Raw genomic sequence first — 17,288 nt, 5'->3', positions numbered from 1 at the left:
CCTAGCACAATTGTAGGTATTGTAACGTAGAAACATTAGTGCAGGATTAACGCCACCTGAAAGTAAGAAGAGTGAAGTAGTTCCAATTTGATATGATTGCGTTTACAATCTAAGTAAAACCAGAATAAATTAAAGTGAATTTATAACTTAAGGATACACACAGGAAGAGGAGAGGAAGGATGAAAAAAACGCTGCTGGTATATATGCTGTTGATTGCGGCCTTTGCTCTCTATGTGTTCAGGTATGAACAATCTGGCCCGTTGAATGGTACTTGGGAGGATAAGGGGCTACGAGGCAGCATCGGAGAAACCTATATGATGATTACCTTCCAGTCTGGTTTGGAGTATTGGAAAAGCGGGCTCAAGGGCTTCGAGGATGCCGGGGATGCGCTGGGGGTGACTGTGGAGTATCGGGGAGCTACCCGTTATGATGCGCAGGAGCAGACGACCGTTATTGAGCAGGCGATTGCTCGTAAGCCCGCAGGGATTGCCATATCAGCGATTGATCCTCACTCCCTGATTCCGGTGATTAATAAGGCGCTGGATGCGGGCATTCCTGTAGTACTGTTTGATGCCGGAGCGCCGGGGAGTCGTGCGTATTCCTTTTTGGGCACGGATAATTATAAGGCGGGCGTGACTGCTGCAGATAAAATGGCAGAGCTGTTGGGACGAGAAGGCCAAGTCGCTGTTCTGACACTACCTGGACAGCAAAATCATGAAGAACGCTCGCGTGGCTTTCGCGATACCATTCAACGGCAGTATCCTGCGATGAAGGTGGTGGAAGTCGCAGATGGCCGTGCAGACGCGATGGTCTCCCGGGATGAGTCGCAAAGGCTGATGAAAGCTTATCCGAAACTGGCGGGCATTTTTGTGACCGATGCAACGGGAGGAACAGGTGTGGGTGAAGCGGTACTGAGTCAAAAAAACAGCCATCCGCTGAAAATCATTTCTTTTGATACAAATAAAGCGACACTGGATATGATTCGTGGTGGGACGATCTCGGCAACGATTGCCCAGGGAACATGGAATATGGGCTATTGGTCGCTTCAATATCTGTTCCATCTGCATCATCATTTAACGATTCCTGCACCTTCTTCCTCTGGCGACAACACTCCGCTGCCCGTGCGGGTAGATACTGGGATTTCCGTGGTCACCCGGGCGAATGTAGATGATTATTATGCGAAATAAATTTTGGAAGCGTATCCACTTAAGGGTGCACCAAACGATGCCTCGCTTACGCTTGCGCAATATGCCTTTACGCTTTCAGCTCATGCTGCTGTTCCTGTTGTTTGGCATTGTGCCTTCGCTGGGATTAGGTCTGCTGGTCAATTGGACGGTGGAACGGATTATTGAGCGGCAGGTGGAAGACCATACGATGCAATTGATTGGCAAGGTGAACGAAGCACTGGACACCAAAATGGAAAATTTGCAAAACATGACGTATCTGATTGCTTTTAACCCCGATATCGGGGAGTTCTGGAAAGGGCGGACGCTGGCAGACGGCCACGCGGGTCATGCGAGTATAGTAACGCCGGAAAACCAGGGGGAGCGGACACAGAACTCGGTGCAAAATCAGGCTCTCAGCTCCAAGCAGGCATTAAGTTCTGTACAGGAGCAGGATACGCTATATGAAATGAAGCAATTTTTGCAGGGATATACTACGTTATATCCTGAGATTGCAGGGATTCTGATCGTAAACGAAAAAGGCGACTATATCAGCAATGAAATGTATGCTCGAAGCACGCGTAGCCTGACGGAAGAAGGCTGGTACCAACAGGCGGCGCAGCATGCAGGCATATTCACTGTGCTAGGACAGCCGAGCCACCGTAATGTGACTACTCATGTCCGGTACAAGGACAGCGAAATTGTCTCCGTCGTTCGTTCGGTTACGGATCCGGAAACCGGACACGTGTTAGGCGTGATTATGATTGACCTCAAGCTACGGGCTGTGTCGCAGGCTGCCAGAGATGTAACCTTGGGCAAAAGCGGGTATTTAATGGTGACAGACGCTGAGGGGCGCAGCGTGTACAGGCCGGATATGCCTTTGATTGAGCACATTCCGTCGCAATGGTTCGGGGCAGGTGACAGCGGGATGTTTACCCGTGAAGCTGGGGGCAGAGAATTGCTGTTCATGTTCAGGGCTTCCGAATTCACGGGCTGGAGAACAGTGGGGGTATTCCCGGCACGCGAATCTACACTGGAAGTTCGGCAAATTAAGTTCTATGTCGTCTGTTTTGTTTTTATTGTATGTCTATTTGGCTTAACGGCATCCTTGCGATTGTCGAGTTCCATTGCGCAGCCGATTTTCCGGCTGATGTCCTATATGCGGGCAGCAGAGACAGGAGATCTTACAGTTCGCCAATGGAGTGACCGTGGGGATGAAGTTGGGATGCTGGGGCGGAGTTTTAACCGGATGCTGGAGCAAATTCGCCGTCTCATGTCACTTAGCGAACTGAAGGAACGGCAAAAACGGGATGCCGAGCTGCGCAGCCTTCAGGAGCATATTAAGCCGCATTTTTTATACAATACGCTAGATACCATTCACTGGATGGCTCGAAAAAATGGAGCAGACGACGTGTCCGACATGGTGGGGGCGCTATCGAGATTGTTCCGTCTCGGGCTGAGCAAGGGGGATGACTTTATTCCGCTGCGCTCCGAGATTGAGCACATATCGAGCTATATGCAAATCCAGCAAACCCGCTATCGTGACCGACTTCGCTGGGAATTGAATGTACCCGACGAGCTAAAGGATCTGTTCGTGTTGAAGTTAATGCTTCAGCCTGTAGTGGAAAATGCGATTTATCACGGCATCAAGGCCAGACGAGGCCCAGGCACGATTTGGATAGAAGCTAAAGCCGAGGGCGACAAGCTGCTGCTGACGGTACGTGACGATGGCGCAGGGATGACGGCGGACCGGCTGCGTGAACTGCGTGAATGGCTGGAAATACCCCTGGAGGCGATGGAAGGAAAGCAGAAGCAAAAGGGAGTTAGTACCCATGGCAGAAGCTATGGCATGCTGAATGTACAAGCGCGTATCCGGTTGTCTTTTGGCGAGGAATATGGAATTGTACTGGAGAGCAAAGAAGGGACAGGTACCTGCGTTACGATCACTCAACCATTGCTGCTGGATATGGCGCAACTGAAGAAGCCTTATGAAAAAGGAGAGGGTCAGGATGACGAAATCACAGGCCACAGACAACTCGACAACGGATAGTCTGATTGACCAGGCCATAACGGAAGTGACCATAGGGACGGCAAAACGTTATCAAGTATTGATCGCAGATGATGAGCCGATCATCCGAGAGGGGATACGAGATTGCATAGACTGGGCGGCTCTGGGCATGGAGGTGGCAGCAGAGGCGGAGGACGGAGAAGAAGCGCTGGAGCTGGTGGGTCAGCTTCATATCGACATCGTGCTGGTCGATATGAATATGCCGTTCATGGACGGCATTGAACTGATTCGGCGGCTGCGGGAAGAACGTCCGGAGTGCCGCTGTCTGATCATTTCTGGGCATGATGAGTTTGCTTATGCGCAGGAGGCTGTCCGACTTGGCGTAGAGGATTATATTTTGAAGCCGGTAGATGCGGATCAGCTTCATGCTGCGTTGTTGCGGCTTCGTCAGCGAATGGACGAAGAGTACAAGCGTGCTGCCTATGTAGAACAAGCCGCCGGACAGATTGAACGGAATATTCCGCTGCTGCGCCAGCGGTTTTGCCTGGAATGGCTGGAAGGGCAACACACGGGAAAAGACGTCATGGAGCAGTTGGCGTTTTTACGGCTTCCATCGCGGCCGCCTGCTCAGATCGGTGTCGTACGGTGGCCTGCGGCAGAGGCACGGCAGACGATTATGCGCGAGAATGACCGCCAGTTATTTCTTTTTGCCGCTGAAAATATTATTGGCGAACTGCTGGAGGACTGCCCGCATGTGTTGTTCCGCGATGCGAACGGACTGATCGGCATATGCCTATGGCAGGAGGCACCCGAGACGATAGGCGCTTCCATGGAGCAGGCGATTGGACGCTACCTGAATATAGCGGTTCATACGCATGTGGAGTCCAACGCGGGTGGACTGGAAGGCGCAATTGACGCGTACCGGGTGAGTCGGGATCGAGTGTATGGCGAATCGCAGCTGTCCCCCATCGTACGTCGGGCTCGGCAGCTTATTCAGGAAGGTTACGCCGATCGGGAGCTGACGTTGGAAGCCCTTGCTTCGCGTCTACAGGTATCCGCCGTATATCTCAGCCGTGTGCTCAAAAAGGAGCTCAACGACAGCTTCGTGACCCTCGTCACGCGTGCTCGTATCCGTAAAGCGGTGCAACTGCTGGATTCCACGACGTTGTCTATCTATGATATAGCAGAACGTACGGGTTACGACAGTCAGCACTATTTTAGCACCGCTTTTAAAAAGACTATGGGCGTGTCCCCTGTGCAGTACCGTAAAGGCGGTGGAATTCAAGAAAGCACGGTGGAGTAGGAATTGGCACGGGGGATGAGTCCCACACTGTCTCATAATAAACTGTAAGAAAAAATGTGTGTGTAATCACACCTACGCATTCAGGGGTTTGTTACGCTGGGGATAACGAACAAATATCTATCAATATTTGGAGGAAAACGATATGTTTTGTTATCAGTGTGAACAGACGCCGAGTGGCGGGTGTAAAGTAGTTGGGGTGTGCGGGAAGGATGAGACGATAGCAAGCTTGCAGGATACGATGATTTTTGCATTAAAAGGGATTGCTGCCTATGCGACACATGCTCGCCAGTTGGGCTATACCGATCCTGAGGTAGATCGCATCACGCATGAAGCGTTATATATGACCTTAACCAATTCTAACTTTAATGTACAAGAGCATTTGGAAATGGCGATGAAGGTCGGAAATGCGGCTGTACGGATCATGGATGTGCTGGATCGTGCGCATACGGATCGTTTTGGCATTCCGCAGCCGATTACTGTCAGCCAAAATAAAATCGAAGGCCAATGCATCGTCGTGACCGGACATAATTTATATGCGCTGGAGGAATTGCTGCGGCAGACGGAGGGTAAAGGAATAAACATCTATACCCACTCGGAAATGCTGCCTGCTCACGGTTATCCAGCATTGAAGAAATATGCACATCTCAAAGGGAATATCGGTAAAGCCTGGTACGATCAGCGCCGACTGTTCGAGGAGTTCCCAGGTGCGATTCTCGCCACGACGAATTGTGTTATGCCGATTAAAGGCACGTATGCAGACCGCTTCTTCTCTTATGAAGTAGCCGGGCTGGAGGGAGTAGCCAAGATCATGGACGACGACTTTTCACCATTGATCGAGCGTGCGTTAGCCCTGCCAGCCGCAGATGTAGATTCGGAGCAGGTGCTTACAACGGGATATCATCATGAGACGGTTATTGGGCTGGCTCCTGAGATTATTCAGGCAGTTAAAGACGGGCATATCCGCCGTTTCTTCGTCATTGCAGGCTGCGACGCACCAGGCAAAGGCGGTAACTATTACCGCGAGCTAGCTACATCCTTGCCGAACGATACGGTCATTCTGACCACGTCCTGTGGTAAATTCCGTTTTAATGACGTGGATTATGGCACCGTTGGAGATACCGGCATTCCGCGTTATATTGATTTGGGGCAATGCAACAATTCGGGTTCTACTGTGAAAATCGCTCTGGCATTAGCGGATGCTTTCGGTTGTACGGTGAACGAGCTGCCTGTCAGCATTGTTCTGTCCTGGTTTGAGCAAAAAGCGGTTGCCATCCTGCTGGGCTTGTTCAGCCTTGGCATCCAAGATATTCGCATTGGGCCGAAGCCGCCTGAGTTCATTTCTTCTGGCGTACTGGATGTACTGGTGGAGATGTTTGGCTTGAAGCTAATTACTACCGCAGAGGAAGATATGAAAGCGATGTTGGCGTTGTCGTAAGGGGTTGGTGGGGAACTGCAAAGCGCAGTTCCTTTTTTGTTTCATCGTTCATCGATTCTTATAAAGATGTCCGTAAGAATCTTTAATGCCAGCTCAGTATCTTTGGATTCACGAGTTCTTAGGAGAGTCAAAATGGTTTTTATACTCGAATCTTCTTCGGTAAGCTCATCATTGTCCTTTACATATGTAAGCAACTGATAGACGCCCACGTTCAATGCCTTCGCTATTTTCTCCAGATTTTTCAAAGATATATTTCTCTCCGCACGTTCAATGAAACCAATATAACTCGAATTGAATCCTGCTTTTTCGGCTAAAGCTTCTTGGGAAAGCCCTTTAGACTTTCGAATATCTCGAATACGTGTACCGACTAATTCTAGAAGTTCTGACATGATTACACCTCTCTATAGTAAGAATTTCACAAAATTCGATTCCAATCGCTCCAAAGTGCAATATATAGACGGACTAGATCATCTCAATCTATATATTATTAATTGGAAGTCGCTTATTGGATTTTGCAAAATCCTCTAGTTAGAAGTGTAGAGAAAGAGTTACATCTAATTAATATGTGTTAGTAAGTAAATTGAATTAAAAACTACTATATAGTAATATTTATTATGAAGCTTGTCCGGTAGCTAGAAAATTATACATCTTGATGGTTACATAATTGTGCTACGTTGCTCACATTGTTTCAGGATTTTGCAAAATTCGATACCAGTCGCTCCGAAGTGCAAGATATAGACGAACTAAACTATTTCCATCTATATTTTGTTCATTGGAAGTCGCTTATGGGATTTTTGCAAAATCCTCGTTTATGAAATTTTAATTCAGGAGTTGATTCCCCTTGAAACATTACTCCTTAAGTCCCCTACATAGTGATTCCGATTTCAAATTGCCTAAGTACAGCGACACCTACATATTCAATTGCATGATGGATTTTCAAAAGCTTGCAGAATACCAGATCAAGCTTGCACAGATGATGCGCGACCATCATCAGTTTCACAACTGCCTCATTCTTTGTGATCGAGCGATGTTTTCTATGGCTAAGGCCATTTATGTTCATCGAAACAAAATCATTCCATTGTATATTCGTTTATCCGTGACTGACCTGTTCCCTTTAATTCACACAGATGCTGAGCCCAATTTGGATATGGTGCTGTTTATCGGTACGGTACATTATCTGGTTTCGGGAGAAGATGATGTATCTAAAGAGCCGATGAAGCTGGGGGAAGTAGACAAGTTGCTTTATAAAACGGACTCTATTCTAGAGTCTCTGTCACAGCGGATCGTAGCTGATCCGTCTAAGCGGTATCCATCGATTTATAAAGAAAATCCATTTAATGAGTCGTTAGATCTTTTATCAATAATACCCAATACTTTTTGAGCCAACGAAATAATGACGAAAAGGAAGACGCTGGATTACGACCTAAAGTTCTATAACAGAAAGGGTGTATTCCATATGCCTACATACAACAAACTGGTGAGGGATCGGATTCCTCACCTTATTATGTCTCAGGGCAAGGAATGTTGGACACGCATTTTGGACCCAGAGGAATACATGCAGGAACTGCGAACAAAGCTTCGTGAAGAAGCCGAGGAATACTTTGAAGCGGACAAAGATCAGGATGCGCTGGAAGAACTGGCGGATATGCTGGAAGTTATCCGAGCGCTGGCAGAAGTAAAGCCGCTTATTACATACTTCGACATGTAGTAACGAAATTCTTACCATAGTTTTCTAATATTAAGTTCAACTTATATAGTGGCTTATCGATTACCATTCCTCAATAAATGCTCCGAAATTCATTTTTTTCCGGCGTGATATATTCATCTACTTCAACCTCCAGCCGAAATTTTGTATATTCGCTTTCCGCTTCCCGTTTTGTCCGGAAATGAATGTTGTATTTTTCTTAGCATCTTTGCCGGCGTTAACTGGCAAGACCATGAATTATCACCGCATTTTGAATATTTTTCATTTAGAATCCGACCCCGATGTTATATATTTATAATATCGGTATTTCCAAATATTAAGAAACGAGACTACGTTTATCAAATTATGTAAAACAGGACTTCGAAAAGGAGTGTTTCATTTGGATTTGTCATTGACGCGTGCAATAAAAGAAGCAAGTTATTTGTCAACACAAAAAACGCACCGATATCGTCCAATATTAAGATACATGTATGAGCAACATCGTATATTTAATAATGAAGTTTTACCAATAGAAATTTTCACGCATCTTAAACAATTTCCGGAATTTGGGGATTATACACTCGAAGAGCAAGATGCTGATTTATCGGTCTTAGTTGAAAACAATAACTTAGTGTTGAACCAAGATAATACAGATGCTGTTACATTGGAAGAACTTATTAGGAATCGAAAAACATATTCACTAACGGAATATACGATTGAATTTGAAAAAATGCTTATTTTTATGGAGAAAAAACTTCATCGTATACGTGGTGGTTCTTTGGATAAAAAACTCACTGAGCACCTATATAATGCGCTTGTAAAATTAAACGGATTTTCCATGCAAACCGAGTTGGATTCGTCTTCGCTTGTTCAACTATATGAAGCGTGGGAGGAGCTGTTCGAACGTTTTACAAAGCTTGATAATGATGCTTCGGATTATTTGAATCATATCAGCGGTGATAAATTGGATAGCAAAATGGAAACCGATGCCTTCATCGTATTTAAAAATCAGTTCTGTTCTTATTTAACGGATTTCATGGTTGAACTTAACCGCAATTCGCCTGCGATAATTAATATTATTACACACATTTCAGAGAAGAAAATTCAGAACATCGTAATGCAACTCGTCCGTCATAAAAAAAATATGCCGACCACTACGGTTGTGTCGGATAAAGAGTATTCCGATACCTTTTTTGATGTATGGACAGGTATCCGTAACTGGTTTTTGGCAAGTGATACTAAATCGAGCAAAGCGTTTCAACTTGAAGTTCGTACTCGGGATGCCATCAGTAAAATGTCTAAGCTTGCGCATTTTTATGCAGAGCGACAATTTGTGAAAAAAAGTCGAGTAACAGAATTTTTACGACTTGCAGACATGATACATGAGTCCGGCAACTTGGAAGAAGCCCATCAAGTTTTTTCTTACCTATTTGGATTCGAAGGTATCCAGCATTTCAAAGTCGCACGGAAACCGTCGGAAAAGAATGATGGTACGGTATGGGATTTTGACCCGGATGAGCTAGATGTGACGTATCGTATTCGACCACCATCCGAGAGAACCATAAAACAGAATTTGAAGGTATCGAAAGTGAGCCAGGAGGCACTCGAGCAGCAACGGTTGCTCGCGGAGCGGCTGACATACGAAGAAACTGTATTAAAAGCGATCGTGGAGCAGCCTTGCATAATCTTGAAGGATTTGGAAACCAGAGTTGAGCCGTTTGTTCGAAAGGCATTATTGGATTGGATAAGTGCGGCGCTGTTGAATCCAGTTGGCTACGGCATTTATGAGGGTACCACAGAACTGGGCGTGAAATTTAAACTTCATAAGGTTAGTAACGATATTATTGAATTGCATTGTTTAGATGGAATCCTCTTCTTGCCCGATTTCCAAATGACATTTACCGAGGTGAAAACGCGTGAAAAAGTTGTCTCAGGAGTCTCTTAATTGCATTCATCAACTACTCGATAATTTTTGGGTTGTGCGCAAGGAGAATCCAGAGCTTTTTTATGAAATTAAACAAAACGAAGGGTTTCTGCGAGATTACTTTAAGGACTACTTCCGTTTTAAGTTGGTAGTTGGGACAAATTTTGCAAAAGTTGAGAAGTTTCAAGTAACGCCTCAACCGTCAACAGGCATATCAGATTTCAAAGAGGTGAAAGATTACATCATTTTTTACTGTGTACTTGCGTTTTTGGATGGAAAGGCATCAAAGCAATTTACGCTGTCAGATGTTTGCCAAGCGGTCGTTTCGTACTACCCAAGAAGTTCCAAGAGATCGGTCAATGAAAACCCCCTACCATTAACATGGAAGGGTAACGAAGGCTATAGAAACCGACTATCACTTGTTCGTGTATTGAAAGAAGCTGTTCGACGGTGTCTGATAGAAGTGATTGATAAAAACATAGAAGACTTCCAAGACAGAGAAACCAATGATGCACTGTTGCGTTCAACCGGGCTTGTGAAATATTTTATGCGTAATATTGGTTTTAATATTGAAGGAGAATTGACGCTAAATGATATTATGTTGATTCAAGAAACTCAGGAACGGGAATTAGGTCTAGAAAGAAAGCATTTACTGTACCGGAAACTGTTTTTAGAGCCAGCCTTGTATCGGCATGAAGTATCGGCGTCAGATTTTGATTACTTAAGACAGTACAGTCGCCACTTAAATGAACATGCCGAAAAATACTACGATATGAATCTGGATGTCTACGGAAGCAGTGCTTTTTTAGTAAAAGAAAACGTAAGCACGTTTCGTCGGTTCTTTCCAGCAAGTAATGCTGAATCGAACCTACTTGTTCAGTTTGCAACGTTGTTAAGACTTAAAATCATCGACGATGATGACAGTCTCGGTGAACAAAAAGATGGGACAGTCGTTTTAACAAATGTTGATTTGGATATTATGTGTCGACAGCTCATAGATGAGAATAGTCACGGATGGACGACGGGCCTAAAAAGTATGAGTATCACTGAAATTAAGAATACAATTAAAAATATGCTATTTGAATGGAAATTAGCGGAGACAACGCAAGAAGGTGATTTAAAACTATATGATGTAATCGGAAGATTTTTTGAAAAACCTAAAGAAGAAAATAATAAAGGAGTATGATGATGACTAATCATACACAGCGTTGGAAGCCTCATCGCTTCATCCTATTTAACTATTGGTATTTTAATTATGAAGAATATTACTTCAAGAACGGAAGACTGTTACTGCGTGGTCATAATGGTGCGGGAAAGTCGATTGCCATGAATACGCTTTTTACATTCATGCTAGATGGAAACAAAGACCCTAAGCGGTTGGATCCATTTGAGTCAAGTGACCGCAAGTTTTATGACATCTTGCTTGGAGAAGAGTCGTTAAACAAGGACATTATCGAGCGCATTGGTTATGTTGTAATTGAATATAAGTTGACGAACACGGAGCAGTATATCACGACGGGATTTGGACTACATTCCAAACGGAAAAACAGAAGGTTGGAAGATGCCTGGGGGTTTGTGATTCATGACCGTCATCGGCGTATTGGGCGTGGACCAAATCCGATCTCACTCTATAAGGTAGAAGTACTAGATGATTCACCAGAGCAAATTCCCTTAGATAGAAAACAAATAACAACAGCAATCGGCGAGAGTGGTACGGTCGTTGATAGTAAAGATTACGCGGAACTGATTAATAAGCAACTGTTCAAGTTTCCGGATGTAACAGGACTTAAGCTTTTTACCGATGTACTCGTACGGCTTAAGAGCCCTAAATTAACCAAAGGAGGAGGGCCGGACGATTTAAAAGAAACCTTGAACGAATCATTACCGCCATTATCCGATCATGAATTGTCCGCTTTAACCACTACCGTGGAAGCACAAGACCAAACACAGCGGGAAATTCTAAAAACGCAAAACGACCTTGGTTTTGCAACGAAACTGGATAAAGGTTATGACGATTATGTTTCATACGTATTTGCGGAGAAGGCTAAGTATTATTTGGAAAGCAAAAATACGTGGGATACCATTGCTTTGGAACATCAGAGAGTACAAAGAGATATTGAAACCAAGAGTGTCGACTATGATGAGACCGAGCAAAAACTCCGAAACATTGAACGTGAAATTGAAGGGTTGAAGCAAGCAAGACAGGAATTGGGGCATGATAAAATAGTGGATTTGGATGATGCTCTTCAATCTGCCAGACAAGAGCTAGCGCGAATATTGAATGAGAAATCAGTCAAAAAGAATCGCTATGAGTTAAATGAAAAATCATTAATGGATGCTAATAACGAAAGGCGTAATATTGAAAATGAATTGTGGGCAATTGATAAAGAACTTAAAGTCGCGATGGAGAGTCTGGAGGAACTGGGGATAGATTCGGCATTTGAAGACATCTATCTGGCATTCTCTGACCATTTCAAACGGAATGAAAAAAATGGGGATTATCTTTTTTCAAATTGGGAGTCTGAAATAAGAATCAGGCTTCAAAGACTTGGAGGACTTCTCAAACAAATTAAAGAGCTGGACCAAAAGAAGCGCGATCTAGATGGTATGAGACAACAAATTGAAGTGAAACAAGACGTTCTTGAAAACGAAAGAGAAAGGCGCACTTCTCTTGCGAATATCTATGATATGGAACGAAACAACGCTTATATAGAGCTTGAAAACTGGATGAATGAATTAACAGCTCTTGTGCTTAGCGTTAATAGTAGTACGAGTGTGAAACGGATGTTTAATGGATATCTGGAAAATGTGACTGAGGAGCAATTGATGTTGCCAATCTCGGGTGAGCGCGAAGAACAAGTGTCCCAATGCATTAAAGAGCAAGCATGGCTAGAAGCACAAATTCGATTAAAGGTTGAAGAAAGAGATCTTACTAAAGAAGAAGTCGTTGTTCTTGAGGGAACTGATGAAATTGAACCTGAACTTCCGATAGCCAAGGAGAACCAGATACGGGAGTTCAAAGAAAAAGGGATACCGTATGTACCTTTTTACGCTGTGGTTGATTTCAAAAAGAATCTTACTGAGGAGCAGAAGTCACGTTTGGAATCGGTACTTACTGAAACTGGTATACTAACTTCGCTGATTGTAACCGCTAACCGTTATAACGAAGCGTTGTCTGGAACGGTTCTTAGTACTCATCAGGCTCAGGTACCAAACAATCTAACAAAGTATCTAGATGTTTCGGTTTCGGCTACTGGCGATGTGAGTCATGAAGATGTGCTAGCAGTTCTGAAGGGGATTTCGGTTTCTAATGAGGACGTCCATTTTGTAACGGCTGATGGATCATTTAAAGGTTCTTTTATAGCCGGAACTGCTTCGCAGTATGGTGTAGCCAAATATATTGGAAAGCATGCGCGGGAACAAGAGCGGCTTCGCATAATTGCAATGTTAAAAGAAAAGGTTGCTGCTCTTAAGCTTGAAATTGATAAGCTTGAAGTACTTTCTAATGAAAGTAAAACGCGACAAAGAAAAATTGAAGTTGAGTACCGGTCATGCCCGAAATTTCCGGCTCTAAAGGATGCCAAAGAAAAATTTGAAGTCGTTGCAAAACGCATTGCAGAATTGTTGGAGCCTGAGATCTCGTCGTTAAATGAAAAATTCAAGGAACTGAACACCAGCGTGGAGACACAAATCAGGAACCTAAATGTAGAGTTCGAAGATATCACTATTGAGAAAAATGAGCAAGCCGTAAATGATGCGTGTGATGGCTTACGAAATTTTGAGCGAGCGTTATCAAATCTGAAGAGTTCTTATCGTTCCCGAGGGGATAAACAAAGTCTTCTAAAGAATCAAGATGACAAGATAATTACTTTTAAAGATGTTGTGGATGTGGCAAGGGCCGACGTTCTGTCACTTGATGGGCGAATCAAAAGCATAGATACACGAATAGAAAGCTATGAAAAGCAGTTACAAGATATTGGCGCGGATAATATTCGAAAGCTTGCCCAAAGTATTAACGATAAGCTGGAACAATTTCCAATAGACCAAAGGGCACTGGACAGGGAACTTAGTGAACTGAAAAACGATTTAAAAAATCTTCGTGACCGTCTTTCGACTGGTGCTCAGAAAGAACTTTTTATGCAAGAGCTTGTTTTGGCATGGGAAATTGCTTTGTTTCAAGATGTAAAAGAATTCAGTGGAAAATTTGGGCTTGAAATCGAATCAGATACGGAATCGCTTGCTGAGAGTATCATGTCCAAGTTCGGGCAGCTCCTCTCGAAAAAGGATAGAGTAAAAAATAAAAGCGAGTTAGGCAATGTTTTCTCGGATGCGGACAAGGGTTTACCAGAATACAATTTAACGATGGAACCGTTAGAATTTGAAGTCGATTTTTCTCATATGGTTATTGAAGATGAAAGTCGTGTGGAAATGCTTAAAATGATAGCCAGACGTGAAAAAATTACACTAGAGTATCAGTCGCGTCGTGTTTCGCCCTCGTTTGCCAAAATCAAACTGACCGAGCAAGATAAAACGCTTGCAGAGGTAATGGCTGAAAAGGACCGTGAGATTTACGAAGACATCCTGATTAATCATGTGGGAGAAACCATAAAAAACAAAATTCAAAATTCAAAAGAATGGGTAGCACGTATCAATACAATAATGGAAAAGACGCAGAACTCCAGTGGACTGAAGTTTGATGTCGAGTGGTCACCGAAAAAGACTGACAGTGAACAAGAACTCGATACACTAGAATTGGTTCGATTTCTAGAGAAGGATCCTATGTGGCTTGCGGATCCCGATAGGAAAAGGATAGCCCAGCATTTTCGTTCCAAGGTATATGAGGCGAAACGCAAAGCTGAGTTGAGCGGTACATCGACCTTCATGGAAGATATTAAGTCAGTCTTGGATTATCGAGAATGGTATGAGTTCATTATTTACTACGAAAAAACAGGTGAAAAGCGCAAAGAAATGAAGAAAAGCAATTACAACACATTCTCTGGTGGTGAGCGAGCAATGGCGATGTATACGCCACTTCTAGCAGCTGTTGATGCACGTTTGCAAAATGCTCACTGTGAAGCTCCTCGTATATTTGCATTAGACGAAGCGTTTGCAGGCGTAGATGATAACAATATCAAAGAAGCATTCAAAGTTATTGAGATGTACGACTTTGATTACACATTAAACTCTCAATCCTTATGGGGATGTTTCGATATAGTGCCTGATCTGTCGATTTATGTTCTGAATCGAATGGGGAATTCAAATCTTGTTAATTCAATTTCTTACTCATGGAATGGCATTAAGAAGACACGTGTAGAAGAGCCTTATGAAGCAAGCGAGGACATTCAATCTTCGGTTGCTCAGGTTACATTGTTTTGAGTTATTTGGTGTTCACCACGTGCGGCGGAGGTGAATGAAATTCTTCATGAAGGTGGCAAATAGGACAAATTATGAGGAATAATGTGACAAGATGATGGGTTTTCTATTACCCTTACGTTCTCTTAAAAAGACGAAAGAACTTAGCATAATATGCTTGCTAAAAGCTTATAGAAAAACATGCCGGAGGAAACTGGATAGATGGAATCATCATTACAGCAATTAGTCGAGATTTTCCGGAACATCGATGGCTTTAACAGAGTGTTCTTGCTTTTTCGTCAAAAATACAGAAGTTATGGAAGAATTACCAGAAGTACGATAGTTAATCTTGAAGATCCAACATCTGATGAATTGCGGGTATTAAACGGTTTTTTTGGTTCGGTTTATGGAAATGAGAAGGTAATCCCAATTGCCGCTGACAAAATTGAAAAGGAAATTCGGAATAGTAAATATCGAGAATTATTCGATGGATATGATCTAAATGATTTATTAAAAATGTACTACGGGGGGGAATTAACTTCAAAAAGTGAAGACAAGCAGCGTTATGATACGGAAAAGAAGAAATTTTTCCAAACACTTTTGAGTGATTATCCGATGGAAAGTTCATTCTACCAATTCATTTTATTTATCAAGACTTATAAAAATGCACCATTTATTCATATTATGCACAAAAAGAGGCCGGACTCCTTAAAACATTTGCTCGAATTAATTAATAAAATATTTAATTACCTCCCTTTAAAGAGTAACATCTATTTACCAATGCTTGCTTATGAGTTTACCGGTGACTATGATTACTTCAGTCCTAAATCTGATGGCGGTAAAATGTTGTTGTTTGCATTACAAGTATTAAATCATTTGACATTAGGAACTGAATTCATTCCAAACCCAAATGAAGAACAGATAGAAGATATTTTAAAAGGGAATAATATTTTGTTCTGTCCAGATTCTACTAAAAAAACAAATCGTTTATGGATTTTAGATAATGAAGAGGAAAGAGATTATCAATTAATTCCCTTAAAAAAGATTGGTGAAGGATCCTTTGCAGAAGTATATAGAGTGTTTGATCCTATATTAAAAAAAGAATTAGCATGTAAAGTTCTTTTCGAAAGATCCCATATGTTTAAAAATAATGAAGTAGAAGGAGACGATCATTATCTCCGATTCAAAAGAGAAGTGAAGTTTCTAAAAGAGAAAGCTTCTCATAGAAATATAATTGAAATTAGCAAAATACAACTAGTGAATGAGCCATTCCTTTTCACAATGCCTTTGGCAGATGCTTCATTAGATGAATGGTTGGGACTGAATTCCAATATATCGGAAGATATAAGAATAAGTATTTTTAAAGATATTTTAAGTGGTATAGCTTATCTTCATGACCGCAAAATTAGTCATCGAGATTTAGCTCCTCATAATATTTTGATATTTAAAGAGAGTGACGGGACTATAGTAGTAAAAGTTGCTGATTTTGGACTAGTAAAAGATAAGCGATCACAATCGAAATCAACAGGACTCTTTGTTTATGGTTATGGAAGAGCAGGTTATACCGCGCCAGAACAATTAAACAGTTTGAAGAGTGCCGATCATTTATCTGATATTTATTCATTAGGTGCAATGCTCTATTATTTATTAAGTGGGAGATCACCAGAAGAACGATACAGGAAGACAGTAAAATATCAGCTAATTGTTATGAAGGCTATGGAGGAGGAACGTACTAAACGGTATCAGACAACTAAAGAACTTATTGACGACATTAATCTTATGGATAGAAAAAGTATGAGAAAAGAAAATTTTCCGTTTTATAGTTTGGAAAATTATGAATTTAAAGATTTCTCGGCCGATGTTAATTATGTTTTAAAGTGTATTGCATCAGTTCAAGTTGAGGATTCTGATAGGGTTATTGAAAAGTTTATAGTACCATTCAAATCAATTCCGATAAATGTATTTGTGGAGTGTGCCAAATATGACGCACTAATGATTCCTTTTGTACAGATGACTGAAGAAAATATATCCAATATATCAAATAATAATGAAGCGGACTGGGATCAAGTATCTTTACTTATAAATTGTATTTACTATGAGACACAAAATATAGCATTACAAATAAATGTTACAAGGATATTAATGAATATTGCATTGAAATTTAATAATCTTATGGCGCAATCATTACTTGTTGGTGTTCTAGTGTCAATGAATAGTTTTACTTTAATATCTCAACAAGTAGCATTTATAATTGAAACAAATTATTCGGATTATCGTGATTTGCTGAAATGTTTGTTACAGGAAATTGAATACCCTCATGAGATACAAGGAGTATTGAATGACTACTAGTTGAAAACTTCCAACTCAAGTCCTACCTCACCTTTTTAGCTAAACTGAGCTTAAGCAATACTTTACCCAA

General features: G+C 42.2%; 10 protein-coding genes and 1 pseudogene. 10 read left to right on the top strand and 1 reads right to left on the bottom strand.

Features of this window, described 5'->3' with window-relative positions; translation table 11 throughout:
• The first annotated feature begins 179 nt into the window (after positions 1-179).
• The 4 genes from MHB54_RS07325 (at position 180) to hcp (ending at position 5,909) form a co-directional block, all read left to right on the top strand.
• Positions 180-1,187, top strand: a complete 1,008-nt coding sequence (locus MHB54_RS07325; RefSeq protein ID WP_075153854.1) for a substrate-binding domain-containing protein — start codon at positions 180-182, stop codon at positions 1,185-1,187.
• 37 nt (positions 1,188-1,224) lie between these two features.
• Positions 1,225-3,213 carry a cache domain-containing sensor histidine kinase gene (locus MHB54_RS07320; protein WP_103744460.1) on the top strand — a complete coding sequence of 663 codons (1,989 nt, stop codon included), beginning with the start codon at positions 1,225-1,227 and terminating at the stop codon, positions 3,211-3,213.
• A complete protein-coding gene (locus MHB54_RS07315; RefSeq protein ID WP_071559085.1) occupies positions 3,173-4,474 on the top strand; it encodes a response regulator in 1,302 nt (433 codons plus the stop codon). Before MHB54_RS07320 ends, MHB54_RS07315 begins: the two co-directional genes overlap by 41 nt.
• Positions 4,475-4,616: 142 nt before the next feature.
• Positions 4,617-5,909, top strand: a complete 1,293-nt coding sequence (hcp, locus tag MHB54_RS07310) for a hydroxylamine reductase (protein WP_028543172.1) — start codon at positions 4,617-4,619, stop codon at positions 5,907-5,909.
• A 41-nt stretch (positions 5,910-5,950) separates the two neighbouring features.
• On the opposite strand, the gene MHB54_RS07305 is transcribed toward hcp, so the two are convergent.
• Positions 5,951-6,298, bottom strand: a complete 348-nt coding sequence (locus tag MHB54_RS07305) for a helix-turn-helix domain-containing protein (RefSeq protein ID WP_023987345.1) — start codon at positions 6,296-6,298, stop codon at positions 5,951-5,953.
• Between the two features lie 452 nt (positions 6,299-6,750).
• Here MHB54_RS07305 and MHB54_RS07300 point away from each other — a divergent pair, with 452 nt between their 5' ends.
• The 6 genes and pseudogenes from MHB54_RS07300 to MHB54_RS07275 all read left to right on the top strand — a co-directional run bounded on the left by MHB54_RS07300 (position 6,751) and on the right by MHB54_RS07275 (position 17,218).
• A complete protein-coding gene (locus tag MHB54_RS07300; protein ID WP_264454083.1) occupies positions 6,751-7,290 on the top strand; it encodes a hypothetical protein in 540 nt (179 codons plus the stop codon).
• Positions 7,291-7,365: 75 nt separating this feature from the next.
• Positions 7,366-7,587, top strand: a pseudogene (locus tag MHB54_RS07295) (nucleoside triphosphate pyrophosphohydrolase); the annotation flags it as partial.
• A gap of 406 nt (positions 7,588-7,993) precedes the next feature.
• On the top strand, positions 7,994-9,538 hold the full coding sequence (locus MHB54_RS07290) for a TIGR02677 family protein (protein ID WP_076264430.1): 1,545 nt from the start codon (positions 7,994-7,996) through the stop codon (positions 9,536-9,538).
• Positions 9,510-10,703: a TIGR02678 family protein gene (locus MHB54_RS07285; RefSeq protein WP_028543169.1), complete on the top strand. Its 1,194-nt coding sequence runs from the start codon at positions 9,510-9,512 to the stop codon at positions 10,701-10,703. Before MHB54_RS07290 ends, MHB54_RS07285 begins: the two co-directional genes overlap by 29 nt.
• A gap of 2 nt (positions 10,704-10,705) precedes the next feature.
• Positions 10,706-14,893: a TIGR02680 family protein gene (locus MHB54_RS07280; RefSeq protein ID WP_076264429.1), complete on the top strand. Its 4,188-nt coding sequence runs from the start codon at positions 10,706-10,708 to the stop codon at positions 14,891-14,893.
• A gap of 198 nt (positions 14,894-15,091) precedes the next feature.
• Positions 15,092-17,218, top strand: coding sequence for a protein kinase domain-containing protein (locus tag MHB54_RS07275; RefSeq protein WP_076264428.1), 2,127 nt, complete (start codon positions 15,092-15,094; stop codon positions 17,216-17,218).
• The last annotated feature ends 70 nt before the right edge of the window (positions 17,219-17,288 follow it).

This window comes from Paenibacillus sp. FSL M7-0802 (assembly GCF_038004945.1).
GTDB classification, from domain to species: domain Bacteria; phylum Bacillota; class Bacilli; order Paenibacillales; family Paenibacillaceae; genus Paenibacillus; species Paenibacillus polymyxa_B.
This window is presented reverse-complemented; position numbering and strand designations above follow the sequence as displayed.

What these genes read in the sequence shown, in the direction of transcription:
- MHB54_RS07325 (WP_075153854.1), top strand. Translation starts at nt 180, where the DNA reads ATGAAAAAAACGCTGCTGGTATATATGCTGTTGATTGCGGCCTTTGCT.
- MHB54_RS07320 (WP_103744460.1), top strand. Translation starts at nt 1,225, where the DNA reads ATGCCTCGCTTACGCTTGCGCAATATGCCTTTACGCTTTCAGCTCATG.
- MHB54_RS07315 (WP_071559085.1), top strand. Translation starts at nt 3,173, where the DNA reads ATGACGAAATCACAGGCCACAGACAACTCGACAACGGATAGTCTGATT.
- hcp (WP_028543172.1), top strand. Translation starts at nt 4,617, where the DNA reads ATGTTTTGTTATCAGTGTGAACAGACGCCGAGTGGCGGGTGTAAAGTA.
- MHB54_RS07305 (WP_023987345.1), bottom strand. Translation starts at nt 6,298, where the DNA reads ATGTCAGAACTTCTAGAATTAGTCGGTACACGTATTCGAGATATTCGA.
- MHB54_RS07280 (WP_076264429.1), top strand. Translation starts at nt 10,706, where the DNA reads ATGACTAATCATACACAGCGTTGGAAGCCTCATCGCTTCATCCTATTT.
- MHB54_RS07275 (WP_076264428.1), top strand. Translation starts at nt 15,092, where the DNA reads ATGGAATCATCATTACAGCAATTAGTCGAGATTTTCCGGAACATCGAT.